The 26,889-nt window shown below is 61.6% G+C and carries 26 protein-coding genes and 1 pseudogene; 15 read left to right on the top strand and 12 right to left on the bottom strand.

Annotated features, from left to right (window positions below; all coding sequences use genetic code 11):
* Nucleotides 1-96: 96 nt before the first annotated feature.
* Nucleotides 97-1,191 carry a PLP-dependent cysteine synthase family protein gene (locus AC193Q_RS26695; protein ID WP_047292103.1) on the bottom strand — a complete coding sequence of 365 codons (1,095 nt, stop codon included), beginning with the start codon at nucleotides 1,189-1,191 and terminating at the stop codon, nucleotides 97-99.
* Between the two features lie 336 nt (nucleotides 1,192-1,527).
* On the opposite strand from AC193Q_RS26695, the pseudogene AC193Q_RS26690 reads away from it, so the two are divergent.
* Both AC193Q_RS26690 and AC193Q_RS26685 read left to right on the top strand, forming a co-directional pair.
* Nucleotides 1,528-2,330, top strand: a pseudogene (locus AC193Q_RS26690) (colicin E3/pyocin S6 family cytotoxin).
* A complete protein-coding gene (locus AC193Q_RS26685; protein ID WP_476285276.1) occupies nucleotides 2,260-2,583 on the top strand; it encodes a pyocin S6 family toxin immunity protein in 324 nt (107 codons plus the stop codon). Before AC193Q_RS26690 ends, AC193Q_RS26685 begins: the two are co-directional and overlap by 71 nt.
* A gap of 79 nt (nucleotides 2,584-2,662) precedes the next feature.
* Here the strand turns inward: AC193Q_RS26685 and AC193Q_RS26680 are convergent, their stop codons facing one another.
* Nucleotides 2,663-3,127 carry an outer membrane lipoprotein gene (locus tag AC193Q_RS26680; RefSeq protein ID WP_007969461.1) on the bottom strand — a complete coding sequence of 155 codons (465 nt, stop codon included), beginning with the start codon at nucleotides 3,125-3,127 and terminating at the stop codon, nucleotides 2,663-2,665.
* A gap of 167 nt (nucleotides 3,128-3,294) precedes the next feature.
* Here AC193Q_RS26680 and AC193Q_RS26675 point away from each other — a divergent pair, with 167 nt between their 5' ends.
* Nucleotides 3,295-3,531, top strand: a complete 237-nt coding sequence (locus tag AC193Q_RS26675) for a hypothetical protein (protein ID WP_047292092.1) — start codon at nucleotides 3,295-3,297, stop codon at nucleotides 3,529-3,531.
* A 5-nt stretch (nucleotides 3,532-3,536) separates the two neighbouring features.
* Here the strand turns inward: AC193Q_RS26675 and pdxH are convergent, their stop codons facing one another.
* The 5 genes from pdxH to dinG all read right to left on the bottom strand — a co-directional run bounded on the left by pdxH (nucleotide 3,537) and on the right by dinG (nucleotide 11,353).
* Complete coding sequence (gene pdxH, locus AC193Q_RS26670) at nucleotides 3,537-4,184, bottom strand: pyridoxamine 5'-phosphate oxidase (RefSeq protein WP_041070601.1); 648 nt, start codon at nucleotides 4,182-4,184, stop codon at nucleotides 3,537-3,539.
* A 24-nt stretch (nucleotides 4,185-4,208) separates the two neighbouring features.
* Nucleotides 4,209-5,327, bottom strand: coding sequence for an OmpA family protein (locus AC193Q_RS26665; protein WP_121184103.1), 1,119 nt, complete (start codon nucleotides 5,325-5,327; stop codon nucleotides 4,209-4,211).
* A gap of 113 nt (nucleotides 5,328-5,440) precedes the next feature.
* The gene (locus AC193Q_RS26660; protein WP_121184101.1) at nucleotides 5,441-6,586 is read right to left on the bottom strand and encodes a serine hydrolase domain-containing protein; all 1,146 of its coding nucleotides are present in this window, start codon (nucleotides 6,584-6,586) and stop codon (nucleotides 5,441-5,443) included.
* 190 nt (nucleotides 6,587-6,776) lie between these two features.
* A complete protein-coding gene (locus tag AC193Q_RS26655) occupies nucleotides 6,777-9,116 on the bottom strand; it encodes a beta-galactosidase (protein WP_121184099.1) in 2,340 nt (779 codons plus the stop codon).
* 92 nt (nucleotides 9,117-9,208) lie between these two features.
* Nucleotides 9,209-11,353, bottom strand: coding sequence for an ATP-dependent DNA helicase DinG (gene dinG, locus AC193Q_RS26650; protein ID WP_047292082.1), 2,145 nt, complete (start codon nucleotides 11,351-11,353; stop codon nucleotides 9,209-9,211).
* A gap of 98 nt (nucleotides 11,354-11,451) precedes the next feature.
* Between dinG and AC193Q_RS26645 the strand changes: the two genes are divergently transcribed.
* Nucleotides 11,452-11,916, top strand: a complete 465-nt coding sequence (locus tag AC193Q_RS26645; RefSeq protein WP_041070611.1) for a CopD family protein — start codon at nucleotides 11,452-11,454, stop codon at nucleotides 11,914-11,916.
* Nucleotides 11,917-11,985: 69 nt separating this feature from the next.
* Here AC193Q_RS26645 and AC193Q_RS26640 read toward each other — a convergent pair whose 3' ends face one another.
* The 4 genes from AC193Q_RS26640 to AC193Q_RS26625 all read right to left on the bottom strand — a co-directional run bounded on the left by AC193Q_RS26640 (nucleotide 11,986) and on the right by AC193Q_RS26625 (nucleotide 14,683).
* Nucleotides 11,986-12,744 carry a hypothetical protein gene (locus tag AC193Q_RS26640; protein ID WP_047292080.1) on the bottom strand — a complete coding sequence of 253 codons (759 nt, stop codon included), beginning with the start codon at nucleotides 12,742-12,744 and terminating at the stop codon, nucleotides 11,986-11,988.
* Entirely contained in the window at nucleotides 12,737-13,012 is a 276-nt protein-coding gene (locus tag AC193Q_RS26635) for a DUF1145 domain-containing protein (protein WP_121184097.1), read from the bottom strand. The genes AC193Q_RS26640 and AC193Q_RS26635 overlap by 8 nt, the downstream gene beginning before the upstream one ends.
* 162 nt (nucleotides 13,013-13,174) lie before the next feature.
* Nucleotides 13,175-13,897 (bottom strand): PA1041 family peptidoglycan-binding anchor lipoprotein, encoded by a 723-nt coding sequence (locus AC193Q_RS26630; protein ID WP_041070617.1) that lies wholly within the window; start codon nucleotides 13,895-13,897, stop codon nucleotides 13,175-13,177.
* A 90-nt stretch (nucleotides 13,898-13,987) separates the two neighbouring features.
* Complete coding sequence (locus AC193Q_RS26625; protein ID WP_041070618.1) at nucleotides 13,988-14,683, bottom strand: PA1041 family peptidoglycan-binding anchor lipoprotein; 696 nt, start codon at nucleotides 14,681-14,683, stop codon at nucleotides 13,988-13,990.
* 197 nt (nucleotides 14,684-14,880) lie between these two features.
* Here AC193Q_RS26625 and AC193Q_RS26620 point away from each other — a divergent pair, with 197 nt between their 5' ends.
* From AC193Q_RS26620 to AC193Q_RS26605, 4 genes are all read left to right on the top strand, one after another.
* Nucleotides 14,881-15,378, top strand: coding sequence for a DUF6231 family protein (locus AC193Q_RS26620; RefSeq protein WP_041070621.1), 498 nt, complete (start codon nucleotides 14,881-14,883; stop codon nucleotides 15,376-15,378).
* 4 nt (nucleotides 15,379-15,382) lie between these two features.
* The gene (locus tag AC193Q_RS26615; RefSeq protein ID WP_041070623.1) at nucleotides 15,383-15,859 is read left to right on the top strand and encodes a YchJ family protein; all 477 of its coding nucleotides are present in this window, start codon (nucleotides 15,383-15,385) and stop codon (nucleotides 15,857-15,859) included.
* A 111-nt stretch (nucleotides 15,860-15,970) separates the two neighbouring features.
* Complete coding sequence (locus AC193Q_RS26610) at nucleotides 15,971-16,465, top strand: LEA/WHy family protein (protein WP_041070625.1); 495 nt, start codon at nucleotides 15,971-15,973, stop codon at nucleotides 16,463-16,465.
* Complete coding sequence (locus AC193Q_RS26605) at nucleotides 16,462-16,665, top strand: SEC-C metal-binding domain-containing protein (RefSeq protein ID WP_003198420.1); 204 nt, start codon at nucleotides 16,462-16,464, stop codon at nucleotides 16,663-16,665. Before AC193Q_RS26610 ends, AC193Q_RS26605 begins: the two co-directional genes overlap by 4 nt.
* 192 nt (nucleotides 16,666-16,857) lie before the next feature.
* On the opposite strand, the gene AC193Q_RS26600 is transcribed toward AC193Q_RS26605, so the two are convergent.
* Entirely contained in the window at nucleotides 16,858-17,415 is a 558-nt protein-coding gene (locus AC193Q_RS26600; RefSeq protein ID WP_483879650.1) for a cysteine hydrolase family protein, read from the bottom strand.
* Nucleotides 17,416-17,700: 285 nt separating this feature from the next.
* Between AC193Q_RS26600 and AC193Q_RS26595 the strand changes: the two genes are divergently transcribed.
* The 7 genes from AC193Q_RS26595 to AC193Q_RS26565 all read left to right on the top strand — a co-directional run bounded on the left by AC193Q_RS26595 (nucleotide 17,701) and on the right by AC193Q_RS26565 (nucleotide 26,885).
* On the top strand, nucleotides 17,701-20,157 hold the full coding sequence (locus AC193Q_RS26595; protein ID WP_483879011.1) for a penicillin acylase family protein: 2,457 nt from the start codon (nucleotides 17,701-17,703) through the stop codon (nucleotides 20,155-20,157).
* Between the two features lie 179 nt (nucleotides 20,158-20,336).
* Entirely contained in the window at nucleotides 20,337-21,371 is a 1,035-nt protein-coding gene (locus tag AC193Q_RS26590; protein WP_121184087.1) for a ligase-associated DNA damage response exonuclease, read from the top strand.
* Complete coding sequence (locus AC193Q_RS26585) at nucleotides 21,368-23,056, top strand: ATP-dependent DNA ligase (protein WP_121184085.1); 1,689 nt, start codon at nucleotides 21,368-21,370, stop codon at nucleotides 23,054-23,056. Before AC193Q_RS26590 ends, AC193Q_RS26585 begins: the two co-directional genes overlap by 4 nt.
* Nucleotides 23,057-23,479: 423 nt before the next feature.
* On the top strand, nucleotides 23,480-24,262 hold the full coding sequence (locus AC193Q_RS26580; protein WP_003222321.1) for a transporter substrate-binding domain-containing protein: 783 nt from the start codon (nucleotides 23,480-23,482) through the stop codon (nucleotides 24,260-24,262).
* A gap of 57 nt (nucleotides 24,263-24,319) precedes the next feature.
* A complete protein-coding gene (locus AC193Q_RS26575) occupies nucleotides 24,320-25,048 on the top strand; it encodes an ABC transporter permease (protein ID WP_003222319.1) in 729 nt (242 codons plus the stop codon).
* Nucleotides 25,045-25,755 carry an ABC transporter permease gene (locus AC193Q_RS26570; RefSeq protein ID WP_047292057.1) on the top strand — a complete coding sequence of 237 codons (711 nt, stop codon included), beginning with the start codon at nucleotides 25,045-25,047 and terminating at the stop codon, nucleotides 25,753-25,755. Before AC193Q_RS26575 ends, AC193Q_RS26570 begins: the two co-directional genes overlap by 4 nt.
* Before the next feature lie 11 nt (nucleotides 25,756-25,766).
* Nucleotides 25,767-26,885: a succinylglutamate desuccinylase/aspartoacylase family protein gene (locus AC193Q_RS26565; protein WP_047292055.1), complete on the top strand. Its 1,119-nt coding sequence runs from the start codon at nucleotides 25,767-25,769 to the stop codon at nucleotides 26,883-26,885.
* Nucleotides 26,886-26,889: the final 4 nt, after the last annotated feature.

The following is a 26,889-nucleotide window of genomic DNA, read 5'->3' as shown; positions in this document are numbered from 1 at the left end:
TGGCTTGCCAGCGATGACGGACTCAGATTCGACATTGATGTTGACTGACAATCCGCTATCGCTGGCAAGCCAGCTCCCACAGTGGTTTTCGGTGTATCAGATATTCGCGCGCAACACCGAGGTCGGCAACGGCTCACCTTTCTCGGCACTCGCCGCCACCGCCGCAATCAACCCCTCCAGCTCATAGCCCTGCGCCTTCAGCCAGTCCTGATCGTAATAGGTATCGGCATAGCGCTCGCCGCCATCGCACAGAATCGCCACGATCGACCCCGACTCCCCCGCCGCTTTCATCTGCTGCGCCGCCATCAGCGCGCCGATCAGGTTGGTGCCGCTCGACCCGCCGACATGCCGTCCCAGACGCTGCGCCAGATAATGCATGGCCGCCAGCGACAAGGCGTCCGGCACCTTGACCATCGCATCGATCACCTGCGGCAGAAACGACGCCTCGACCCGGGGCCGACCGATGCCTTCGATCCGCGAACCGCAGTCCAGACGCAGGCTCGCGTCGCCCGTCTGGTAGTAATCGAAGAACACCGAGCGCTCGGCATCGGCGCACAACACCCGGGTGCAGTGCTGGCGATAACGCACGTAACGGCCGAGAGTCGCGGTGGTGCCGCCGGTGCCGGGGCTGGAAATCAGCCAGCTCGGTTCCGGATGTTTCTCGAACCGCATCTGCTGGAAGATCGACTCGGCGATGTTGTTGTTCGCCCGCCAGTCGGTGGCCCGCTCGGCGTAGGTGAACTGGTCGATGAAGTGGCCGCCATGCTCGCGGGCCAGACGTTCGGACTCGGCGTAAATCTGCGTCGGATCCTGAACCAGATGGCTCTGGCCACCGTAGAAGGCGATCTGCGCGATCTTCTCTTTCGAAGTGGTCGCCGGCATCACCGCAATAAACGGCAAGCCAAGCATGCGCGCGAAATACGCTTCGGAAATTGCCGTCGAACCGCTGGACGCCTCGATCACCGGCGCGCCGGGCTTGAGCCAGCCGTTACACAACGCATACAGGAACAGCGAGCGCGCCAGGCGATGCTTGAGGCTGCCGGTGGGATGGCTCGACTCGTCTTTGAAGTACAACTCGATGCCTGCGAAGCCCGGCAGCGGCAAGGGGATCAGATGGGTGTCGGCGCTGCGCTGGAAGTCCGCTTCGATGATGCGGATCGCTTCACGGGCCCACTGTCGGTTGTCGCTCATGGTCATGTTCTCGTTGATTCGGGCAGGAATTGCCTCGTCACAGGCTCAGCGCTCAAGCATAGGAAAAAACCTGCAAGCCTCACAGATACAGCTGAGGCTCAATTCATCCACCAACTGCCAGGTTCTGTGCAAATGGGTATCAGGCTTTTGCAGTCATTGCGCAGAACCTTTCTCCCCGTTCTTTGCGCTGAAGCAGCCTGCTCGAATTCCTGCCTGACAAATAGCGAATAATCCGCACTTAATCAAAGACCCGTCCTACAGCCAGCCATTATCCGCTTCGTTAACGTCTTGCAGCCCTTTCGAAGGGTTGTCGATGGATAAACGAAAGGACGCTCAGTGGCTCGCAACAAGGACATTCCCCGGGTCCCCAACCCGCCGGCGGGCGACGGTCATCACGTCACCTGGCGCTACATGACGGCCACTGAACTGGCCGAGCGCGAAGCCCGCCAAAATGCTTACGACGCCATGCTGGCGCGGCAGGAGGCCTTTGAGCGCAGCCGCGAGATAGCGGCCCAAAAGCCAGATCCGGTGCGTGCCGGATGCGTGTTCGCCAAGTCCTGCAAATTGCCGGACGCGATCATCGACTACGCAAATCCTTCGGGGATGGTGCCGACCGACAGCCTCAAGGATTACGGCGAGCTGATCCTGCTGGGTGCACGCGAAAGCGATGAAACGGGCGGCGTTGCCCTGAAGAAAATCGGCGCCACAGCCATTCCCGCCGGATTCGGCAGTTTCGCCCTGGCCGGCGCCGCCTTCGAGGCGCTACCCGCCATCGCCGCCGGAACGGCCAGCGCCACCCTGGCAGGACTGGTGGCGCTGCTCATGCCTTCCAGCCTCGGCGACAGCGCACTCTATAGCGACGAGCAACTGCGCAGCCTCAACCAGGCGCGCACCCACGTGCGCCTGCGCGTCGAACAACAGGCCGACGGCAGTCTGCGGGGCTACGGCTTCTCAGCGTACAAGGTGGCGGCGCTCGTCGTAAGCGCTGGAAAGATCTCAAAGGACGCATTTTTGAGTGGGATAGCCAACACGGAACGGTAGAAATGTACGACAAACTGGGGAAACACCTTGGAGAGTTCAATCCTCAAACTGGCGAACAGACAAAACCTGCCAAACCCGGGCGAACCACTCCCAAGTAATCAAGAGGTGCTTATGTACTTGTGCATCACAGGGTTCTTACCCGACAGTTTCGACGATAGCTCACTCAAGTATGAACTGGACGTTGATCCTGCTTTTAACGACCGGATCGTGAAGCTCCTAGGCCACAAGAGCCTCAACGCCATGGCAGAAGGAGAATGGCTGTTGACTGCAGAGCAGGCGCAACAGATTGCGATGCTGACTGATGAGTTCATTCCAACCAACCTGGAATTGTTTATTGGTATTGAGATGTAAGCATCGCACCGAGAAATCCAAAAACAAAAAAACCCGACCAGTCACCTGATCGGGGTTTTCTTTCACCGCTCGTTCGCGCTTAGTGCGAAACGCGGCTGGTGCCACCGACGGTGGAGATGCGTACGCGCTCACCGACACGGAACACTTCGTTTTCCTGAACCTGTTGCACGTAGGCGCGCATGCTGCCGTCGTCTTCGCGCACGGTGATTTCCACGCCCTGGGTGCGGGTCAGGCCCTCTTCAGTGGCCGAACCGATCAGGCCGCCGGCCACGGCGCCGATGACCGCCGCAACGATGCTGCCCTTGCCGCCACCGATGGCGCTGCCACCGACACCGCCGACCACTGCGCCTGCAGCGCCGCCGATCGGGGTCTTGGTGCCTTCGATTTTCACCGGACGCAGGGATTCGATGGTGCCCATGCGAATCGTCTGCACACGACGCGCTTCGTCACGGGAGTAGGAGTCACCGGTCAGGCTCGACTGGCAGCCGGTCAGCAACATCGCCATCGTGGAAAAAGAAGCAACCAGCAGAACAGACTTACGCATAGCATCAACTCCAAAAGAACAGGTGTTCATTAAACCCCGCTGCTTGACGCCTGTCACGACGCAGCCCGGATAAACTTGATTTTATTCAGGCCCGGTACAGGCACCTGCAGCCCCACCCAACAGTAGCGCCAAATCGCCCAATCCGCCCTGCCAACCCAAGGATTTTCATGGATTACCTGATCATTTTCGTCACCACCGTCGCCGGCCTGTACTTCCATGGGTGGCTGTACGTGCGGATCAAACGCTGGATGGATCGTGATCTGGCCCTGTCGCTGGCGGGCAAGGATGAAGACAAACGCGCCTTCATGCTGCAACGACTGGCCGATGCCCGCGTGCAGAAGATCAAGCGTCGGGACCTGCCGAAGTGGCTTGAGGCCGCTGCGGCAAGCTATCCCGCTCGGTAGACTGCTTAAGGCGCCAGACGTTCAAGAATCCAGTCGGCACCCTGCTGACGGTAGTTCAGGCGATCGTGCAGACGACTTGGACGGCCCTGCCAGAACTCGATGCGCTCAGGCAGCAGGCGATAACCGCCCCAGTGTTCCGGACAGTGCGGTTGCGTATCGCTGAAACGCTGCTCGGTGGCCTTGAGCAACTCTTCCAGTTCGCCGCGCCCGTTGATCACCCGGCTCTGCGGTGAAGCCCAGGCTCCGAGCCGACTGCCCAGCGGACGCACCTGATAATAAGCATCGGACTCAGCAGGCGTGACTTTCACCACACGCCCCTCGATGCGCACCTGGCGCTCCAGGGTCGGCCAGAAGAACGTCATGGCAGCCAACGGGTTGGCTGCCAGATGCTGGCCCTTGGCGCTGTCGTAATTGGTGAAAAAGGTGAAGCCCTGCTCGTCCAGGCCCTTGAGCAGCAGAATGCGGCAGTGCGGGCGACCGTCCGCATCGACCGTGGCCAGGGTCATGGCGTTGGCCTCCACCGGCGCCTGTTCGGTTTTCACCGCATCGGCGAACCACTGGTGGAACAACGCAAAGGGTTCAGCCGGTGCTTGCGCCTCGGTCAGACCATCCCGAGTGTAATCACGACGCATATCTGCCAGAGCCTGGGTCATGGCGCATTCCTTTTCGTTAGCGGATCACTGCTTGGAAGTATCGCTGGCGGCAACTTTCTTGTCAGTCGTCGCGGCTTTGGCCGGAGCGGTTTTCTTGGCTGGGGTTTTCGCCGGAGCCTTGGTCGCCGCCTTCTTCGCTGGTGCCTTGGCAGCGGCTTTCTTCGCCGGAGCCTTTTTGGTTGCAGGTACGGCGGCCTTCGAAGCGGCCGGCGCCGGGGTTACCGGTTTGGCTGCCGGTTTGACGTCCTGTGCGGCAAGCATCGTGGTCGGTGCGGGCGCCGGCATGTTGTATTTGCTCAGCAGGGCCACCATGGTGTTCTGCGGGGTCACCAGCAGTTCGACGCGACGGTTCAGGGCACGGCCTTCGGCGCTGTCGTTGGCCGCACGCGGGGCATCGCCACCCATGCCGCGCAGCATCAGGCGATCACGCTGCAAGCCGCTCAGGCGGAAGATTGCCGCCACGGACTGAGCGCGCTCCTGGCTGAGCTTGACGTTGGCCGGCGCGGCGCCAGTGTTGTCGCTGTGACCAAGCACCAGAACTGCAGTTTTCGGGTCGGCTTCGAGGATTTTCGCGACATTGGTGAACGGGCTGAGAGTCACCGGCAACAGCATCGCTGGACGTTTCGGGTTGAACGAGCCTTCAACCGGCGCGATCACCACCAGAACGTTGTCACGGCGCTCGAGTTGCAGATTGCTGTCCTTGATCGCTGCACGCAGGCGCGGCTCGTAGTCATCCAGCCAGGCCTGAGTGACTTTCGGGTCAGGCATCGGCACCACTTTCGCCGTGGACTGATCCTTGCCGCCGAACGGCCACCACCACTTTGTGCCGGTGTCAGCATCGGCCTTGGCCACTACCGCCGGTTTTGCTTCTGGTTTGACTTCAGGTTTCACCTCGGCCTTGGCCGCCGCGTCATCGGAGCTGCCGAACGGCCAGTACCAGTGGCTGCTGCTTTCAGTCTTGGCCACTGGAGCAGTAGCGGCAGGTTTGAGCGGGGCCGGAGCCGGGGCCGGCTCTTTGGCCGCCACTTTGTCGGAAGATCCGAACGGCCACCAGCTGCCGCCGTCCGCATCGTTTTTAGGAGTCTGTGCACAACCGGTCATTGCAACGCACAGGGCCAGGGCGAGAGTTTTTTTGGATGACATTGAAAATCCACAAAGTGAAGTAATGAAAGATCAGAGCTCTTTTGCCCGGATAAACAGACGCTTTGAATCAAAAATCCGAATCTGGTTCCAACCCTGGAACCTCATGTAACGCTTTACAGACAAGTGGCAAGTACCCGCGCCAGTTGCTGCGCGCGCGGATCCATCAAGACGTAAGGCCCAAGGGTATTTGTCACAAAACCGAACGCGACATCATGCTCGGGATCAGCAAAACCCACCGAACCGCCCGCCCCCGGATGACCAAACGCCCGCGGGCCGAGGCCATAGGTGGCATTGGCCATGTCCGGCTGATCGAGCATGCAGCCCAGGCCGAAACGGGTACGGGTCAGCAAGGTCTTGTCTTCGCCGTAACTGTGTTCGCGGGTCAGTTCTTCGAGCAATTCGCTTTCGAGCAGGCTGCCATCGAGCAAGCCAGCGTAGAAACCGGCCAGGCTGCGCGCGTTGCCATGACCATTGGCGGCCGGCTGCTGCATGCGCCGCCATTCCGGTTTGTTGGTGCTGGTCAGCACCGACGGCGGATTAGTAAAGGCGCGAGTGGTCATGGCGGTCGGTTCGCGCATAGTCACCTGCAGCAGACGCTGGGCCGCGGCATCGCCGACATTGCCCTTGCCGCGAGCAATATGCGCCACACGGTGGAACTCTGCGTCAGCCAGACCGACGTGGAAATCCAGCCCCAGCGGCTTGGCGACACGGGCGACGATGGCATCGCCCGGCCCACGACCGTCAGCACGGCGCAGCAACTCCCCGACCAGCCAGCCATAAGTGATGGCGGCATAGCCGTGACCGGTGCCCGGCGTCCACCACGGCGCTTCGGCTGCGAGGGCGTCGACCATGGTCTGCCATTCGTAGAGGGCGGCGGGCGCCAGCAACTCGCGCAGCGCTGGCAGACCGGCCTGATGGCAGAGCAATTGGCGCAGCGTGACGGTTTCTTTGCCAGCGGCGGCAAATTCCGGCCAGTAGCGGGCAACCGGTGCGTCCAGTTGCAGTTTGCCTTCGGCCACCAGTTGCAGCGCGGTGACCGCAGTGAACGTCTTGGTGCAGGAGAACAGGTTGGCGATGGTGTCGCTGTGCCAGGCTTCGGTACCGTCCTTGTCGGCCGTACCGGACCAGAGGTCGAGGACGGTTTCTCCGCCGACCTTGATGCACAGCGCTGCGCCGCGTTCCTGGGGATCGTCGAACAGTGCCGCGAAAGCCTCGCGCACCGCTTCGAATTGAAGCTCGTAATGGCCCTGAATCTGCACCCGCAACTCCCCCGCGAAAACGCTCTACAAAGTGGCCCGCATTGTTCCAGCCCTTGAGGGATTTGGGAACAGCTGCGGGCCGGGTGGTCATTTCAAAGCAAAATCAAAAGATCGCAGCCTGCGGCAGCTCCTACAAAATTCCATTCCCTGCAGGAGCTGCCGAAGGCTGCGATCTTTAAGCCATCAAACCTCAATGACCATTGCCCGAATGCCCACCCGCATGCCCGGCCCCCGGGCCTTTTCCAGCTTCAGCCTTGCGCCCGCCTTCGGCTTCATGACCGGCGACCGCAGCGGCCTTCTCAGCCTCTTTGCCCAATTGATCGATCGCCTGCAGATTGCTCTTGCGCACCGCTTCGACGAAACCCTGATACGGCAGATCGGTAATCCCCACCAGACCAAAGTGCCCGTTCTCGCCATCAAGCAGACGCCCGGTCACCGGTTGATCCAGATACTGGAACCAGTGCACGCCGACAATCGACGGTTCGCTTAACGCCTGTTTGAGGAAATTGGCATACGCCGGGCCGCGATCTTCTTCCTTCGCCAGTTGCGTCACGCCACCCCAGAACGGGCCGCGATCACTGGAGCCGAAGTTGAACTCGGTAATCAGCACCGGTTTGTCGAGGGCACGCAGAGCGGCGAAGTCATAGCCGTCCTGCGGTTTCAGCGTATACAGGTTGAAACTCAACACGTCGCAATACTGTGCACAGGACGCCACGGCTTCCGGGGTGCTGGTGGCGAAACGACCACCGAGCAGCAACTGATTCGGCGCGTGCCATTTCAGCGAATCGGAGATGGTTTTGAAGTAGGTGTCGGCGAACACCTTCTGGAAGTATTTGAAGTCGTTTTCGATTTCCGGGTGCTCCGGATTCGGCATCGGTGGCACGAAACCCGGGTCTTCCATCAACTCCCACGCCGGCAGATCAATGCCCCAGGCTTTCGACAGGCCCGCCTGGTTGCGGTACTTGTCGCGCAGCTGCTTGAGAAACGCGCGTTTGGCCGGCACGTCGGTAGTCATCTTCAACGTGCCATAGGCCAGGGCATAGCGCGACTGCGGATCATCGCCCGGACCGGCCCAGGCCAGTTCGTTGTCGGCGTAGTAGCCGATCAGCCACGGATCATCACGATGATCGCGGGCGGCGATGGCCACGGCGCGCTCGGTGGCCATGGCGAAACGCGGGTCGAACGGATCAGGCATGCCGCCCCACCAGTCGCTGCCGGTGCTGATGCTGGTGTAGTCGCCGACGATCGACAGCGGCAAGGTGTACGGCACCCGCTCGGCGTCGGCGAGCGCGTCGGCACTCCAGTTGCCGACCGTGTTGAAGCCCCAGGCCTGCAGGCGGTCGAGGGTGTGGGTGGCCCACTTCTGCTGATCGACAGTGGCCTTGCACGGCGCGGCTGGTGGTTCGGCTTGCGCCTGTGCTGCGCAAGGTTCGCCGTACAGGCGTTGCAGGTTGGCGCCGTAAAAATCGTACCAGCGCCCGTTGCCATAGCCTCGGCCCTGATCGGCACCATTGCCGCCACGGTTGTCGCCTTCGCCGAAATGACTGGCGAGTGGCTCGTCGGCCTTGGGCAGGGATTCGAACATCCACTCACGCCCGGCCACGTAGGTCTGGTTGACCTGCGGGCTGACGGTGTTGACCCCCAGCGAATAGAACGGATGCCCTTCAGGGGTCACCAGATACCAGCGACCGTCACGCTTTTCAGTGCGGAAAAAGCCGCTGGCCTTGAACGCCGGCCCCTTATTCCAGCCACCGAACTTGTCCAGCGAAGATTTTTCGCGCTCGGCCAGCCAGGTTTTCAGCTGTTGCTGTTCCTTGGCGGCGGCAGATTTCAGTTGTTCGTCGTTGCTGATTTTTTCCGGCCATTTGCTGCGGGTCGACTGCCCGTAGGCGTCCACCAGATTGCCGTAGACGGCCCGGGTCACGGTATCGCCGTCCTGCACACCGAAACGTTCGAGCAGCAGGCTTTGCGCGGCTTTCGGCTGATCCATCCACAGGCTGACCGACACCACCTGGCTGCGATCCAGTTCGCCGCTGCTGCTGGCCAGCAGAATGCGCTGGCCATCGACGGTCATCGGCATCGGCGGCCCGGCCTTCATGCCCTGGCTCAGCGGCGAAGTTGCCACCAGCGGCACCAGCAGGGTTTGCGCAGGGCCGGCCGGCAGGTCAACGCGGCTGGTCAGGGTCTGGCCGTTGTTGCTCTGGATTTGCACGTAAACCGTCACGGCCCAGTTCATTGCGCTTTGCAGACGCAGGCTCATCATGCCCGACTGCGACCAGTCCCAGGCGCCGGTCTGCGGGGTCAGGCGCAGGGTCGGGCGGGCTACCGGGTTGAACGTCACCCGGCGCAGCACTTCACCTTCCGGGGTTTGCTCGGCGTTGGCTTGTGGCAGATCAGTGTTTTCGGTGACAACTTTCACCACATCGGCAGGGCGAACGAAGTTGAACAGGGTCTGCTGACCCGCAGGCGCCGCCAGTAACGGGGCAGCGAAAATCAAGGCGAATACGGCAGGCAACGAACGGCGAATCATAAGAACAGAGTTCTCCCTAGCGACCAAAAGGCCAATGGAAAAGCATGGCAGAGAGATAGACAGCGCGGCGGGCAAAACTGCCCACCGTTGTCTCAGGATATTTCACGACGGAATGGCGGCAACGCATTGAGGATCGCCTTGCCGTAGCGCTGGGTGACCAGGCGCCGATCGAGCAAAGTGATGGTGCCGCGATCTTCTTCGGTGCGCAGCAGACGGCCGCAGGCCTGAACCAGTTTCAAGGATGCGTCGGGCACCGAGATTTCCATGAACGGATTGCCGCCCCGGGCCTCGATCCATTCCGACAGCGCCGCCTCGACCGGATCGTCCGGTACCGAGAACGGGATCTTGGCGATCACCACGTGCTCGCAGTAGGCGCCCGGCAAGTCCACCCCTTCGGCGAAACTGGCGAGGCCGAACAGCACGCTGGAATCGCCGCCATCGACCCGCGCCTTGTGCTTGTTCAGGGTTTCCTGTTTCGACAGGTTGCCTTGAATGAACACTTGTTTGCGCCAGTCGCGGTCGAGGCCGTCGAACACGTCCTGCATCTGTTTGCGCGAAGAGAACAGCACCAGACTGCCGCGCGAGCCTTCCACCAGTTCCGGCAGATCGCGGATGATCGCCGCCGTGTGGGCCGCCGCATCACGCGGATCAGCCTTGAGGTCCGGCACGCGCAACACGCCGGCGTCGGCGTGATGAAACGGGCTCGGCACCACAGCGGTGACGGCTTTCTTCGGCAGCCCGGCGCGCATGCGGAACCGGTCAAAGGTGCCCAGCGCGGTCAGCGTTGCCGACGTTACGAGGCAGCCGTAGGCGACGTTCCACAGGCTGCGGCGCAGGGTTTCTGCGGCGAGAATCGGGCTGGCGTTGACCTCGATGTCGAACAGCGAGCCGCTTTCGGCCAGCGTCAGCCAGCGAGCCATCGGCGGGCTGTCCTCCGGGTCTTCGGCGGTGAACGCGGTCCACAGTTCCCAGTTGCCCGAGGCACGGGACAACAGGCTGCCGAACAGCGGATACCACTCTTCGGCCTGATTGCTGGCGATGCCGATGTTGACCTCGCCGTCCATGCCTTCCTTGAGTAGGTCGGTCAGACGGGTGAACAGGTCGTTGAGACGTGAGTAGCCTTTCTTCAGCTCGATGCCCATTTCGCGCATGTGCTCGGGAATCACCCCGCCGACGAAACGATGGCGTGGCCGCTCGCGACCTTCGACGTCTTCGCCGGGTTTGAAATCGGCAATCTGCTCGCACGCGGTGAACATGAACTGCTGCTGGGTCTTGATCTCCCGCGCCAGCTCCGGCACCTGCTCGATCAGCTTGCCGAGGTCGCCCGGCAACGGATGCTGGGCCAACAGTTTGGTGAGGTTCTTCGCCGTGGTTTCCAGCCAGTCGGCGGTGGAACGCAGGCGCGTGTAATGAGCGAAGTGGCCGATGGCCTTGTCCGGCAGGTGATGGCCTTCGTCGAACACGTAAATGGTGTCACGCGGATCCGGCAGCACCGCACCGCCGCCGAGGGCCAGGTCAGCCAGCACCATGTCGTGGTTGGTGACGATCACATCGACCTTGCCCATGCCTTCGCGCGCCTTGTAAAAGGCGCACTGGCCAAAATTCGGGCAATGGCGGTTGGTGCATTGGCTGTGATCGGTGGTCAGCCGTGCCCAGTCGGCATCTTCGAGAGCGTTGGGCCAGCTGTCACGGTCGCCGTCCCATTTATTGCCGGCGAGCTTCTCGATCATGCTGGTGAACAGCTTCTGACTGGCCTCATCGACCTCGATCTTGAAGCCTTCTTCTTCAAACAGCTGCGCGGTGGCGGTTTGCGCGTGGCCTTCCTGCAGCAACATGTCGAGCTTGGACAGGCACATGTAGCGGCCACGGCCCTTGGCCAGCGCAAAGCTGAAGTTCAGCCCGCTGTTGCGCATCAGGTCGGGCAAGTCCTTGTAGACGATCTGCTCTTGCAGGGCCACGGTCGCGGTGGCGATCACCAGACGCTTGCCGGCCAGCTTCGCCGTGGGAATTGCCGCCAGGCTGTAGGCCACGGTCTTGCCGGTACCGGTGCCGGCTTCCACCGCGACAATCGCGGGGTCGCCACTGCGCCGGCCTTCGTCGTCGGTGTCGATATCCCCGAGGACTTTGGCGACTTCGGCGATCATCAGGCGCTGGCCGTAACGCGGTTTGAGGCTCTTGGCTTCAAGAAAACGCGAATAGGCGCCCTGGATCGTGGTTTTGAGTTCAGTGCTGATCATTGAATGTCGGGCGTAAAAACGCTGGATAAATTTTCAGTAGTTCGGATCGGCCGCTATCATACCCCGCTAATCAGTCCCGCGCAGAACGGAGTACCCCAATGACACCTTTTAGCCTCGTTTATCCACTGCATGTCCTGTCCGCCCTGGTCTGGGTCGGCGGTATGTTTTTCGCCTGGATGGTCCTGCGCCCCGCGGCGGTGAAGGCGCTCGACGGCCCTGCCCGCCTGACCTTGTGGGTAGAAGTGTTTCAAGGTTTTTTCCGCTGGGTCTGGGTCGCGGTGATCCTGTTGCCGATCAGCGGCGTGGGCATGTTGCACTTGCAGCAGGTCGGCTTCGAGACCGCGCCGAAATACGTGCAGGTGATGATCGGACTGTATGTGGTGATGACGGCGCTGTTTATCCGGATTCAGGGTTTGATGCTGCCAGAGTTGCGCAAAGCCGTTGAAGCCAAAGAATGGCCGGTGGGTGCGGCGGTGCTGGGGCGGATTCGCCGGGTGGTGGGGATCAATCTGATTGTGGGGTTGGTGCTGGTGGCGATTGCGGCGGCGCGGCCGATGTTCTGACCCGCTGACGACCTGCACTTTTTGTGATGAGGGGATAGATCCCCTCACCACAATCAAGAGTGCTGCGTTTTAGAGGCGCTGCACAGTCACCGCCCCCGCCGCACCCGTCGGTCCAGGCTGACCATCCGCCCCGGGCTTGCCGTTCTTGCCGCCATCGGCGCGATACACCAGGCAGCCCTTGGACTTGCCACCCTGGCCGGCCTTGCCGCCGACACCCGCCGGGCCGCCGGCGCCGCCCGCGACGTTGACCTTGATCAGCTCAGCCGGAAACTCACGCGGCACTTCCAGGCGCACCAGCGCTCCCGGCGCTCCCGGCTGGCCATCGCTACCGTTGCTGCCATCAAATCCGTGACCGGCCGCGCCCCAGGTGCAGCCCGGATCCTCACCGTTGCCGCCATCGAGGCCAACAAAACCCGGCGCGCCGGTACCGCCGCGAGCATCCACAAACAGTTTTGGCGCGCTCAAGGCCTTGAACTGCAAATTCAGATTGCGCCCGGCACGGGCGGCTTTCTCATACGTGCCCGGCGCACCGCGCGCGGTGATCAGGCTGCCTTCAGACAGTTCGGCACGAATGACTTTCATATCCAGCGCCTGTTCGCTCGGGACGATCGCGATGCGTGCTTCGTGACCCAGACGCAATTCGCCGACGGTCAGCTCGGTCACGTTGGCAGGAATCAGCAAGGTGCCGTAGTCCGCGACGTCCAGCCGCTCCAGCTGCAGGGTGCTGGCCGTGTTGGGCAAACGCATCAGGGAATTGGTTTCGACACTGACCACCTGGGCGCAGGCCAAGGGACTGATGAATGCGGCGAGCAGGCAAAGTTTACGCATGGGAAGAAGCCTCCGGAGCGGCCGGGGCCGGGATGGTTTGCAGGTGAAAAACGCCGAACAGCAGGATGCGCAGACGATCGCGCCACGGGTTGGCACGCCCCTCGAGGCGAGAGAACAGCAACTCCAGCCCATGCAGCGCCAGCAACAAGGCGCCGGCCAGATTGACCAGCAGATGCAGCGGATGCACAAACGGCAGCAGCAGATTGACCACCACCACGCACCAGAACAGCAGGGTCAGCAAACGCCCCAGCCCCCAGAAAACCTTCATACGCTCCCCCGTCTCGGAATTATTCTTTGGGCGCACAGTAACGGCTTACGCGGGGGATAAGCCAGAGGGGCAAAAGAAAAAACTTTTGTCAGTCGTCGGATCGCTGCCGGTTCGACGATGATCGTCGCCCGGCAGCTCTAGCCTGCGGACTACAGACAAGTCCTAGCGATTGATATGCAACTCCACCCGACGGTTTTTCGCCCGCCCTTCGTCCGTCGCGTTATCGGCCACCGGCTCGCTCTCGCCGCGCCCTTCGCTGGTCAGTTTGGCCGGTTCCAGGCCCTGGCTCAGCAGATACGCCGCCACACTGCTGGCACGCCGCTCCGACAACGCCTGGTTATAGGCGTCCGAACCCTTGCTGTCGGTATGGCCGATGACTTTGATGCTGACCACGTCAGCATTGCGCAACTTGTCCATCAGCGTATCGAGCTGGGCTTTCGCGGCCGGGGTCAGGTCCGACTTGTCGAAATCGAACAACACATTGCCGGCATCGCTGAGGGTGATGACTTCCGATTGCGGTGCAGGCTCGGGCGCTTTTTCCGTGACCGGGTATTGCGGCAGCGGACAACCACGATGATCGACCGGGGTATTGGCCGGAGTGTCCGGACAACGGTCGCGGCGATCGAACACGCCATCGCCATCTTCATCGCCATCCTGGGCATAACAGATCAGCCCGCCGGTAAGGATCCCCAGCGCGGCACCGCCACCGGCCCAGCCGCCACTTTCAATGGCGCCAAGGCCGCCACCTACCAGCCCGCCGATCAGGCTGCAAATCGGCCACGTACGTTGATTGAGGGGCGCGTCGCCGTCGCTGTGAGTGGCGCAACCGGTGAGCAAGCTGCCCAGCAGCAGCACCGGCAAGACGGACCTTGAGAAAACAGTCATTGTGAAAGCTCCTGTGTCACCGGCCCATACCGGTTACACAGGAGTAAAGACGCGCATCCGCGACTGCACAAGCCGCGGATGCGTGAGGGGCTAGCGGACGATTTTGATTTCGGTACGACGGTTCTGTGCGCGACCGTCAGCGGTTTTGTTATCCGCCACTGGCTGGCTTTCACCCATGCCCGAGACCGAGACGAAGCTGGCACGCGGCACACCTTGCTGGATCAGGTATTCCACCACCGAGTGCGCACGACGATCCGACAGTTTCTTGTTGTAGGCATCGCTGCCCACGCTGTCGGTGTGACCGGTCACGGTCAGTTGCGCCGTGGACGACTCTTGTTTCAGGCGCGTGGCAACTTTGTCCAGCACCTGTTTATCGGAGCCGGTCAGGGTGGCTTTGTCGAACTGGAAGTGCACATCGCGGATGACGATGGTTTCTTCCTTGACCACAACCGCCTCTTCTACCACAGGCGCCGGGGCTGGTGGAGGGCAGCCGTCAGCATCGACCTGCACGCCTTTAGGCGTGTGCGGGCACTTGTCGCGGCTGTCCGGCACACCGTCGCCGTCTTCGTCGCCATCACCGTGCACCCAGCAATAGGCCGCTGCCGTACCGCCGACCAACAGTGCGCCGTAGCCGGCCCACGCCGAACTTTCCGTCGCACCGAGGCCGGCACCGACTACACCGCCGACCGCCGCACAGGTCGGCCAATCGGTTTTCTGCAAACCTGCGCAACCAGTCAACACACTGGTTAGCAGAATCAAAGGTAATGCTGTCCGAACTATGCTCATCTGGTTTTCTCCTGAGGGATCGGCTTAGAACCGATTCACGGAGTAAAGACCGGAGTTTTAATCTCCGCCAGCAATAGGCCACTGGCATTTGGGACCGTGTTCACAGGGATTCGGCACTTTTGCCACGCGCGACAAATCGGGGTCTAGGCCGGATCCGTCTGGCGCGCTAGTCTTGGCGATCTGATTGAGGAGCTTCGATGAACGTCGCCATTTCTTCGCGCACGCCGCAACAGGCGCTGGCTGCTTTACTGGATCGCTATGCCCCGGCGCGTTTGCTGCTGATCGGCGCCAGCGAATTTCCGGCGCTCGCCGCTTTTAAACAGGCGCACCCGGATTGCTGCGTGGCCCACGCCGAACCCGGTGCGTTGCCCGCCGAACTCGCGGCGCGGCGCTTCGACCTGGCGCTGGTGGTCGATTGCCTGGAGCACTTGCCCAAGCGTGACGGCCTGAACCTGCTGGGCGGGATTCGCAACCTCAACGCCAGTCGCATTGCGGTGCTGGCGGATCTGCCAGCCAGCGGCTGGCAGGAAACCGATTTCTACTCGCTGGCGCTGCAAGCCAGTGAGCGCTTTCAGCGTGACGAGCAGGTACTGACCCTGTTCACTTACGATCTGCTTGACTACAAGCAAGTCCCCGACTGGCTCAATTCGCGGTTCTGGGCCAATCCGGAAAACTTCGGCAAATACTGGTGGTAATGCAATGAGTACAGCCATTTGCCCATGCGGCAGCGGCAACCTGCTGCTGGCCTGCTGCGGTCCCTACCACGAAGGCCACCCGGCGCCGTGCGCCGAAGCGCTGATGCGGTCGCGCTACAGCGCCTACGTTTTGGGGCTGATCGATTATCTGGTGGCCACTACCCTGCCGGCCCAGCAGGCCGGTCTGGATCGCCAGTCGATCAGTGCCTGGAGCGCGCAAAGCACCTGGCTCGGCCTTGAGGTCGAAAGCTCGGAAGTGTTCGGCGGCCAGCCCGAGCACGCCTTCGTCACCTTCACCGCGCGCTGGCACGACAGCCAGGGCGAACACAGCCACCGCGAGCGCTCTTCATTCGTGCAGAACGCCGGGCGCTGGTACTTCATCGACCCGACCGTGCAGTTGAAGCTGGGGCGCAATGACGCGTGTCCATGTGCCAGCGGGCAGAAGTTCAAGAAGTGCTGCGCAGGGTATTTCGGCGCATAAGATCAAAAGATCGCAGCCTGCGGCAGTTCCTACAGAGGACGCGACTCATGTAGGCGCTGCCGCAGGCTGCGATCTTTTAGCGTCTAGACTGCCAGCAAAGGGAGTTAACTCATGCTCGGACTATGGCGCACACTCAACATTCTTCCCCTGCTGCTGATCCTGAACCTCGGCGGTTGCGCCTCATGGTTCAGCGACGACAGCGTCGATCCCGCCGTCCACCTCGTGAAAGTCGAGGTGGTGCGGGCCAAATTGCTCGAACAGAAATTCATCCTGCATTTTCGCATCGACAATCCCAATGACAGCGACCTGACCGTGCGCGGCATGGAATACCGCATTCATCTGGCGGATATGTTGTTGGCCGAAGGCGAGCATGAACACTGGATCACCGTGGGGCCGAAAAGCAGCGCGTTCTATCGGATACCGATTCGCACCAACCTGTGGCCACGGGTCAAGGACGTGGTGAAAATGCTGAAAAGTCCGCACCAGCAGGTGCCTTACCGACTGCAAGGCGAGATGGAAACCGGTTTATTCATCGCCCACTACGTGCACCTGGAGCGCAATGGCGTGATAATCCCCGCCGATTTAATTCCGGAGCACAACCGATGACTCAGCAACCTCATGTCCATGGCCCTGACTGCAACCACGATCATGACCATCATCACGATCACGACCATGGCCATGTCCACGGCCCGAACTGCGGCCACGCTCACCAGGAACCGGTGCGCAACGCCCTGAAAGACGTCGGTCGCAACGACCCTTGCCCTTGCGGCAACGGCAAGAAATTCAAGAAGTGCCACGGCGCTTGATGCCTTGGGCGAAGTCGCTCTTCGCCTGAACCATCGCTATCGCGAGCAAGCTCACTCCTACATTCGAGCGCATTCCTCCAGCTGGAATGCAATCACTGTGGGAGCTGGCTTGCCAGCGATGAGGCCGGCACATCCAGCATTGATGCAGCCTGACGCTCCGCTATCGCTGGCAAGCCAGCTCCCACAGGTTTCTCAGGCGACGGCCAGGATCTGCTTCGCACTGATCACCGTCGCATACTCCCCGTGCAAATTCCCCAGCGACATCCCGTGCACCTCTTCGGCTGAACGCGGCGTACCGAAATAATCGGCCTTGTCGAAGGTAAAACACGCGTCCTCCGCCACCCAGGCGTCAAACCTCAGATTGCCCGCCGTACGCGCTGTGGATTCCACCGAGTTGTGGGTCGCCACACCGACAATGATCAATTGCCCGATCCCCGCCTCACGCAACCGTGCCTCCAGCCCCGTGGCGCAAAACGCGTCCGGCACCTGTTTCTGGATCAGCCATTCGCCGTCCCGCGGCATGAATCGCTGCTGAAATTCCACCCCGGACTGCCCGGGCCAGAACACCGAATCCGCTTCACGGGACAGATGCTGCACATGAATCACCGGCCGCCCGCTGCTGCGCCATGCCCTCAGCAAATCAAGCATGCGTTCTTCGGCCTGCGGATTATTCCGTCGGCCCAGGCGCGGCTGCAGAATGCCTTGTTGCTGGTCGATGATGATCAGTGCCGCGTTGGCCTTGAGCTCCATGGCGTTTTTTCTCATGCGGATCAGTGAATTTCCCGCACTTCAACATCACCTCCAGGTATCAGGCAAGTGCATAAGACCAACCCTCCAAGATCAAAAGATCGCAGCCTTCGGCAGCTCCTACAGGGTGTACTCAATCCAATGCAGGAGCTGCCGCAGGCTGCGATCTTCTCCATTCGACAGAATTACACAAATAACCCCCGCGCCCGCTTGCGCGGCCACCGCCCGCTCACTAACGTAGCGGCTTTATTGCGCCCCCAGCCTCTACACCCCCGCAGGAGCTTTGCCATGGCCTCGCCAGCCCTTACACATTTTCTTCCCCGGTTCGGCGTTGCCGCAGCAGTGACCGGTGTCTTGAGCCTGTCCGGTTGCCAGACCTGGAACGCGCAGGACACCCTCCCGCCTACCTCCGGCGTACAAGCGCTCAAGGGGCTGGCGCAGAACGTTTCGGTGCGTCGCAATGCGATGGGCATGCCGTTGATCGAAAGCAACAGCTTCCACGACGCACTGTTCACCCTCGGTTACGTGCATGCCAGCGACCGCATCAACCAGATGGTCACCCTGCGCCTGCTGGCCCAGGGCCGTCTGGCGGAAATGTCCGGCGCCTCAATGCTCGACGCTGACCGCTACATGCGCGCGGTCAACCTGAAGAAAAGCGCCGACGAGCTGTACAAGGCCTCGTCGCCCCGCCTCAAGCGTTTCTTCGAAGTCTATGCGCGGGGCGTCAACGCCTACCTGTTCCGTTACGCCGACAAATTGCCGGGCGACCTCGCATCCAGCGGCTACAAGCCGGAATACTGGAAGCCGGAAGACTCGGCGCTGCTGTTCGCGCTGCTGAACTTCAGCCAGTCAGCCAACCTGCCGGAGGAAATTTCCTCGCTGGTGCTGGCGCAAACCGTGACCAGCGACAAACTCGCCTGGCTGACCCCGTCTGCACCGGATGAAAACCTGCCGCTGGCCGAGGCCGACAAGCTGCAAGGCCTCAAACTCAACGGACAGATCCCTGGCCTGAGCGAACTGAGCAACGCCAGCCAACAATTGGCGGCGGTGAATCTGCTGGGCGCCAGCACCTCGAACAACTGGGCCATCGCCCCGCAACGCAGCCGCAGCGGCAGCGGCAAGAGCATTCTTGCCAGCGACAGTCATGGGCCATTGGCCGCGCCGTCGCTGTGGACCTTCGTGCAGATCCGCGCGCCGAAATATCAGGCTGCCGGTGTCACGCTTGCCGGTTTGCCGATGGTACTCGGCGGTTTCAACGGCAAAGTGGCGTGGAGCGCCACCAGCGTGCTCGGCGACAACCAGGACCTGTTCCTGGAAAAAATCCGCCGTCAGGGCAGCAGCCTGACCTACGAGGTCAACGGCAAATGGCAGCCGCTGGGCGTGCGCAACGAAACCTATTTCGTCAAAGGCCAGCGGCCGATTCGCGAAGCGGTGTACGAAACCCGTCACGGTGCACTGCTCAACAGTGCCCAGGCGGCGGCACAGGGCAACGGTTTTGGCCTGGCCCTGCAAACCCCGAACTTCACCGACGACAAATCGCTGGACGCTTTTTTCGACCTGACCCGCGCGCAGAACGTTGAACGCGCTTCGGACGCCAGTCGCGAAATCCGCGCCATCGCCCTGAACATGGTGTTCGCCGACGCCAGCAATATTGGCTGGCAAGTCACCGGGCGTTTCCCCAACCGTCGCGAAGGCGAAGGCCTGCTGCCATCGCCGGGCTGGGAAGGCCGCTACGACTGGGACGGTTACGCCGACCCGATGCTTCACCCCTACGATCAGGACCCGACCCAGGGCTGGCTCGGCACGGCCAACCAGCGGGTGATTCCTCACGGCTACGGCATGCAGTTGTCCAACTCGTGGGCGGCGCCGGAGCGCGGCGAACGTCTGGCGGAACTGGCCAACAGCGGCAAACAGGACGGTCGCAGCGTGATCGCCATGCAGTACGACCAGACCACCACCTTCGCCGCCAAGCTGAAGAAAATGTTTGAAGCGCCGGGCATGAAGCAGCCGCTGAAACAGGCGATCGACGCCCTGCCGGAAGCCGATCGCAGCAAGGCGCGCGAGGCCTTCAGCCGCTTGATGGCGTTCGACGGCAAACTCAGCCCGACCTCGGCGGATGCGGCGATCTATGAGCTGTTCCTGCAGGCGAGCATGAAGCAGATCTTCCTCGATGAGCTCGGCCCCGAGTCGAGCCCGGCGTGGAAAGCCTTTGTTGCCAATGGCGACTTGTCCTACGCGGCGCAGGCCGATCACCTGCTCGGTCGCGAAGACAGCCCGTTCTGGGATGACATCCACACCCCGCAGAAAGAAGACAAGGCGCAGATTCTGGCGCGCAGTCTGGCAGCCGCGATCAACGCCGGCGACAGTCAGTTGGGTGGCGATCACAAAGCCTGGCAGTGGGGCAAACTGCACAGCTATACGTGGAAAAACGCCAACGGCCAGACCGTTCGCGGCCCGCTGGCAGCCGGTGGCGATCACACCACGCTCAATACCTCGGCATTTGCCTGGGGCCAGGACTTCAACACCACGCGGGCGCCGTCGATGCGTTTCATTGTCGACTTCAGCCAGACCGAACCGTTGATGGGGCAGAACGGTACCGGCCAGTCCGGCAACCCGGCCAGCCCGAATTACCTCAATGGCATTGATGCGTGGCTCAAGGGTCAGTACATCGGTTTGCCGATGCAGCCGCAGAACTTTGACCGGGTGTATGGCAAGACGCGTTTGACCCTCACCCCGGGCAAATAAACGCTAGAGCAAGATCAAAAGATCGCAGCCTTCGGCAGCTCCTACATGGGAATGGTGAACATCCTGCAGGAGCTGCCGAAGGCTGCGATCTTTTGCTTTTCGCCCCACATAAAAACCCGATAGAACTTCCGGACTCGCGCCCACCTCATAGCTAACAAGCCCTCCATTCTGGTAACGACATGGACCTTGTTATCGCCCGCCCCGAAGGTTTGTACTGCCCTGCCGGGGATTTCTATATTGATCCGTGGCGCCCGGTCGAGCGTTCGGTGATCACCCATGCCCACGGCGATCACGCCCGTAACGGCAATCAGCACTACCTTGCCAGCAGCGCCAGCGAAGGGATTTTGCGCGCGCGCCTGGGTCAGGACATCAACCTGCAAACCCTCGCCTACGGCCAGCGGCTGACCCACCACGGCGTGACCTTGAGTTTCCATCCGGCCGGGCATGTGCTCGGTTCGGCCCAGGTGCGTCTGGAATACGGCGGTGAAGTCTGGGTCGCGTCCGGCGACTACAAGATCGAACCCGATGGCACCTGCGCGCCGTTCGAACCGGTGCGCTGCCACACCTTTATCACCGAATCGACCTTCGGCCTGCCGATCTACCGCTGGCAGCCACAGGCGCAGGTGTTCAGCGAGATCAACCAGTGGTGGCAGGCAAACATCGCGGCGGGCAAGGCCAGCGTGCTGTTCTGTTATTCATTCGGCAAGGCTCAGCGGATTCTGCACGGTATCGACGCCAGCCTCGGTCCGATCCTCAGCCATGGAGCCGTCGAGCCGCTGAACCGGGTCTACCGCGAGGCCGGCGTGCACCTGCCGCCGACGATCTACGCCGGCGACATCAAAAAATCCGACCCGATCATGCGTCAGGCGCTGGTCATCGCCCCGCCCTCGGCGGGCGGCAGCACCTGGATGCGCCGGTTCGGTGATTTCAGCGATGCGTTTGCCAGCGGCTGGATGCGCCTGCGCGGCACCCGCCGGCGGCGCGGCGTGGATCGTGGTTTCGTGCTGTCGGATCACGCCGATTGGCCGGGCCTGCTCTGGGCGATCGAACAGACCGGCGCCGAACGGGTGATGGTCACCCACGGTTCGATCGGCGTGCTGGTGCGCCATCTGCGTGAACAAGGCCTGGATGCGCAGGGCTTCAACACCGAATACGGCGACGATGAAGAGGAAAACATTGACGCCGAACCTGCCATCGCCGAGGTGCAAGCATGAAAGCCTTCGCCGAGTTGTATGCCGAACTCGACGCCACCACGTCCAGCAACGCCAAACTGGCCGCCATGCAAGCCTACTTCGCCCAGGCTGCACCGCAAGATGCGGCATGGGCGGTGTACTTTCTGTCGGGCGGGCGCCCGCGACAACTGGTGCCGGTGCGCATCCTGCGCGAACTGGCGGTGGAGGCCTCGGGGTTGCAGCCGTGGCTGTTCGAGGAAAGCTATCAATCCGTCGGCGATCTGGCGGAAACCATTTCGCTGGTGCTCCCGGAAAATTCGCACAGCTCCGAGGCCGGCCTCGCCGAATGGATCGAAGACAAGCTGCTGCCGCTGCGCGGTGAAACCCCGGAGTATCTCGCCCGCCAACTGCCCGCACTGTGGGCGCAGCTGGACCGGCCGAGCCTGATGCTGTGCATCAAATTGATCACTGGCAGCTTCCGCGTCGGCGTATCGAAACTGTTGGTCACTCGCGCGTTGGCATCGATGGCCGGCCTCGACAGCAAACGTGTGGCGCAGCGTCTGGTGGGTTACACCGACCTGTCGAACCGGCCGAACGCGGCCAGCTACCTGAAACTGATCGCCCCGGAATCCGCCGACGAACACGCTCAGCGCGGCGGCCAGCCCTACCCGTTTTTCCTCGCCCATGCCTTGTCGCAACCGGTGGAAGAGTTCGAAACCTTGCTGGGCCCGGCGAGCAACTGGCAGGTGGAATGGAAGTGGGACGGGATCCGCGCGCAGGTGGTCAAGCGCGAGGGTCGGTTGTGGGTCTGGTCACGCGGTGAAGAACTGGTGACCGAACGCTTTCCCGAATTCGATACGTTGATCCACGCGTTACCCGACGGCACGGTGATCGACGGCGAAATCGTGGTCTGGAAAAGCACCCACCCCAGCACTGAAGACGCGTTCGACCCGCAATCGACAGCTGCGCCGGCGGTGCAACCCTTCGCCCTGCTGCAGCAACGCATCGGGCGTAAAACCCTCGACAAGAAGATCCTCGAAGAAGTGCCGGTGGTGCTGCTCGCCTACGACTTGCTGGAGTGGCAGGGCGAAGACTGGCGCAATCGTCCGCAGGCCGAACGGCGTGCGCAACTGGAACAAGTGATCGCCCACGGTAACAACCCGGTGTTACTGGCCTCGCCGATGCTCACTGGCAGTGACTGGTTCGACCTCGCCCGGCAACGCGAAGCCTCACGGCGACTGGGGGTCGAGGGCATGATGCTCAAGGCCCGCGACGCCCTGTATGGCGTGGGCCGGACCAAGGACATGGGCGTGTGGTGGAAGTGGAAGGTCGATCCGTTCAGCGTCGATGCGGTATTGATCTACGCCCAGCGCGGCCATGGCCGGCGCGCCAGTCTGTACAGCGATTACACCTTCGCCGTGTGGGACGGCCCGCCCGAATCCAGCCAACGGGCGCTGGTGCCGTTTGCCAAGGCCTATTCGGGGCTGACCGACGAGGAGATGCGTCAGGTCGACAGCATCGTGCGCAAGACCACCGTGGAAAAATTCGGCCCGGTCAGTAGCGTCAAACCGAGTCTGGTGTTCGAACTGGGTTTCGAAGGCATCGCCCTGTCGCGACGGCACAAGAGCGGCATTGCCGTGCGTTTTCCACGCATGCTGCGCTGGCGCCAGGACAAGACAGTGGATGAGGCCGACAGCCTGGCGACGTTGCAGGATTTGCTGGCCTGACCCGGTTTCCGGGGACAAACCTCCAATCATCCTGAATGAATTCCCTGTGGTGAGGGAATTTTGTGGTGAGGGGATTTATCCCCGATCGGCTGCGCAGCAGCCGCAAATCCGGTACGCGCGGTTTGCTGAAAGAACACTGGGGGCCGCTTCGCAGCCCATCGGGGATAAATCCCCTCACCACAAATCACCTCACCCCTGGTCCTCTCAACCACAGAAAAACGCGTGTCTCGACCCAACTTGGTGCAGCCTTCAACAGCCGCCCGGTTCCGTGCACCAATCCCTCTCCCTCGTCCCTCCCCCAACCTTTTAAAACACTTGTTCGGGACTATGGTTCGGAAATTGCTACTTTCTATAGGTCGTACGCGTTCCAGTAACAATAATTCTGCGCCACAAGCGCTCATATTGGTTCTTAGGGATTGAATAATGAAAAAAGCATTGCTGACCCTTTCTGCACTGGCGTTGTGCATGGCTGCCGGCTCCGCGCTGGCCAAGGAATACAAAGAGCTGCGTTTTGGCGTTGATCCTTCCTACGCACCGTTCGAGTCGAAAGCGGCCGACGGCAGCCTGGTGGGCTTCGACATCGACCTGGGCAACGCGATCTGCGCCGAGCTGAAGGTCAAGTGCAAATGGGTTGAAAGCGACTTCGACGGCATGATTCCGGGCCTCAACGCCAACAAATTCGACGGTGTGATCTCGTCGATGACCGTGACCCCGGCCCGTGAAAAGGCGATCGATTTCTCCAGCGAACTGTTCTCCGGCCCGACTTCCTACGTGTTCAAGAAGGGTTCCGGCCTGAGCGATGACGTCGCCTCTCTCAAGGGCAAATCCGTCGGTTACGAGCAAGGCACCATCCAGGAAGCCTACGCCAAGGCCGTACTGGAGAAGGCCGGGGTGAAAATCCAGGCTTACGCCAACCAGGACCAGGTCTACGCCGACCTGAAAAACGGCCGCCTCGACGCCTCGATCCAGGACATGCTGCAAGCCGAACTGGGCTTTTTGAAGTCGCCGGATGGCGCCAACTACGAAGTCAGCAAGCCGGTCGACAGCGAATTGCTGCCAGCCAAAACCGCTGTCGGTATTAAGAAAGGTAACAAAGAGCTGAAGGCGCTTTTAGATAAAGGTATCAAAGCGTTACACGATGACGGCAAATACGCCGAGATTCAAAAGAAACACTTTGGCGATCTGAATCTGTACAGCGGTAAATAATGCCCTGGCGCCCATCACTCGATGGGCGCCTTTTCCATCCGCTCAGGTTGCTGATTTATGTTCGAAAACCTCTTACAAAATCTGGGGCTCTCCGCCTTCAGCCTCAAGGGCTTCGGTCCGTTGCTGTTGGAAGGCACCTGGATGACCATCAAATTGTCGGCGTTGTCGCTGCTGGTGGCCGTGTTGCTCGGTCTCTTGGGCGCCAGTGCCAAACTGTCGAAATCCAAACTGCTGCGCCTGCCTGCCCAGCTCTACACCACGCTGATCCGCGGCGTGCCGGATCTGGTGCTGATGCTGCTGATTTTCTACAGCCTGCAAACCTGGCTGACCGCCCTGACCGACGTCATGGAGTGGGACTACATCGAAATCGACTCCTTTACCGCCGGGGTGATCACGCTGGGCTTCATCTATGGTGCGTATTTCACCGAAACCTTCCGTGGCGCGATTCTCGCCGTACCGCGCGGTCAGGTCGAAGCGGCCACCGCCTACGGCCTCAAACGCGGCCAGCGCTTTCGCTTCGTGGTGTTCCCGCAAATGATGCGTTTTGCCTTGCCGGGCATTGGCAACAACTGGATGGTAATGCTCAAGGCCACTGCGCTGGTGTCGATCATCGGTCTGGCGGATCTGGTCAAAGCCGCGCAGGACGCCGGTAAAAGCACCTATCAACTGTTCTACTTCCTGGTACTCGCCGCCTTGATCTATCTGCTGATCACCAGTGCATCCAACGTTATCCTGCGCTGGCTTGAGCGTCGTTACGCCGCCGGTGCCCGGGAGGCCGTACGATGATCGAACTCCTGCAGGAATACTGGAAACCCTTCCTTTATACCGACGGCACCAACATCACCGGGCTGGCGATGACGATGTGGTTGCTCAGCGCCTCGATCTTCATCGGGTTCCTGGCATCGATCCCGCTGTCGATTGCCCGGGTCTCGTCGCGCTTCTATGTGCGCTGGCCGGTGCAGTTCTACACCTACCTGTTCCGTGGCACGCCGCTCTATATCCAGTTGCTGATCTGCTACACCGGGATCTACAGCCTGGCCGCCGTGCGCGCGCAGCCGTTGCTCGACAGTTTCTTTCGCGATGCGATGAACTGCACGATCCTCGCGTTTGCCTTGAACACCTGCGCCTACACCACGGAGATTTTCGCCGGGGCGATCCGCAGCATGAACCACGGTGAAGTCGAAGCGGCCAAGGCCTACGGTCTGACCGGCTGGAAGCTGTATGCCTACGTGATCATGCCCTCGGCGCTGCGCCGTTCGTTGCCGTATTACAGCAACGAAGTGATCCTGATGCTGCACTCGACCACCGTGGCCTTCACCGCGACCATCCCCGACATCCTGAAAGTGGCACGGGACGCCAACTCGGCGACCTACCTGACCTTCCAGTCGTTCGGCATCGCCGCGCTGATCTACCTGACCATCACCTTCGCGCTGGTCGGCCTGTTCCGCCTCGCCGAACGCCGATGGCTGGCCTTCCTCGGGCCGACCCACTAGGAAACCCTGTAATGCGACACCAGATCCATGACCTGTTGGCCCCGGTGCCGGGGACCGCACGCCAGATCCACAGCTTCCACTTCGGCCCGGAGCAGGCCCAAGGCAAGATCTACATCCAGTCCTCGCTGCATGCCGACGAAATGCCCGGCATGCTCGTGGCCTGGCACCTCAAGCAGCGCCTGGCGGAGCTGGAAGCCGCCGGGCGCCTGCGCAGTCAGATCGTGCTGGTGCCGGTGGCCAATCCGGTCGGCCTCGAACAAGTGCTGATGGACGTGCCGCTGGGCCGTTACGAGATGGAAAGCGGGCAGAATTTCAATCGCTGGTTCGTCGACCTCAGCGAAGAAATCGGCAACGCCATCGAGGGCCAGCTGGGCGACGACCCGCAGCGCAACCTTGAGCTGATCCGCGCCAGCCTGCGCAACGCCCTCGCCCGCCAGACACCCGCCACACAACTGCAATCCCAGCGCCTGACCCTGCAACGGCTGGCGTGTGATGCCGACATGGTGCTGGATCTGCACTGCGATTTCGAATCGGTGGTTCACCTCTACACCACGCCCGAGGCGTGGCCGCAGGTCGAGCCGCTGGCGCGTTACATCGAAGCCCAGGCAAGCTTGCTGGCCACCGATTCCGGCGGCCAGTCGTTCGACGAATGCTTCACCCTGCTGTGGTGGCAACTGCAGGAACGCTTTGGCGAGCACTTCGAGATTCCGCTGGGCAGTTTTTCGGTGACCGTGGAGTTGCGCGGCCAGGGTGACGTCAATCACCCGATGGCCAGTCGTGACTGCCAAGCCTTGATCGATTACCTGATCCAGTTCGATGCGATCGTCGGCGAGACCAAGCCGCAGCCGCCCCTGCCCTTCCCCGCCACGCCGCTGGCCGGCGTCGAACCGGTGACCACGCCGGTCGGCGGCTTGCTGGTGTACACCGCCACGGCCGGGCAATACCTGCAAGCCGGGCAACAGATTGCCGAAATCATCGACCCGATCCACGACCGGGTCACCCCCATTCATTGCACCGCTGCCGGCGTCATGTACGCCCGCTCGCTGCGGCGCATGGCCACTGCCGGCATGGTGATCGCCCACGTGGCCGGCGCCGAAGCCTATCGCAGCGGCTATCTACTTTCGCCTTGAGGAT

Source organism: Pseudomonas sp. F2, from assembly GCF_057174385.1.
The sequence above is the reverse complement of the archived record's forward strand: the minus strand, read 5'-3'. Positions and strand labels throughout refer to the sequence as shown.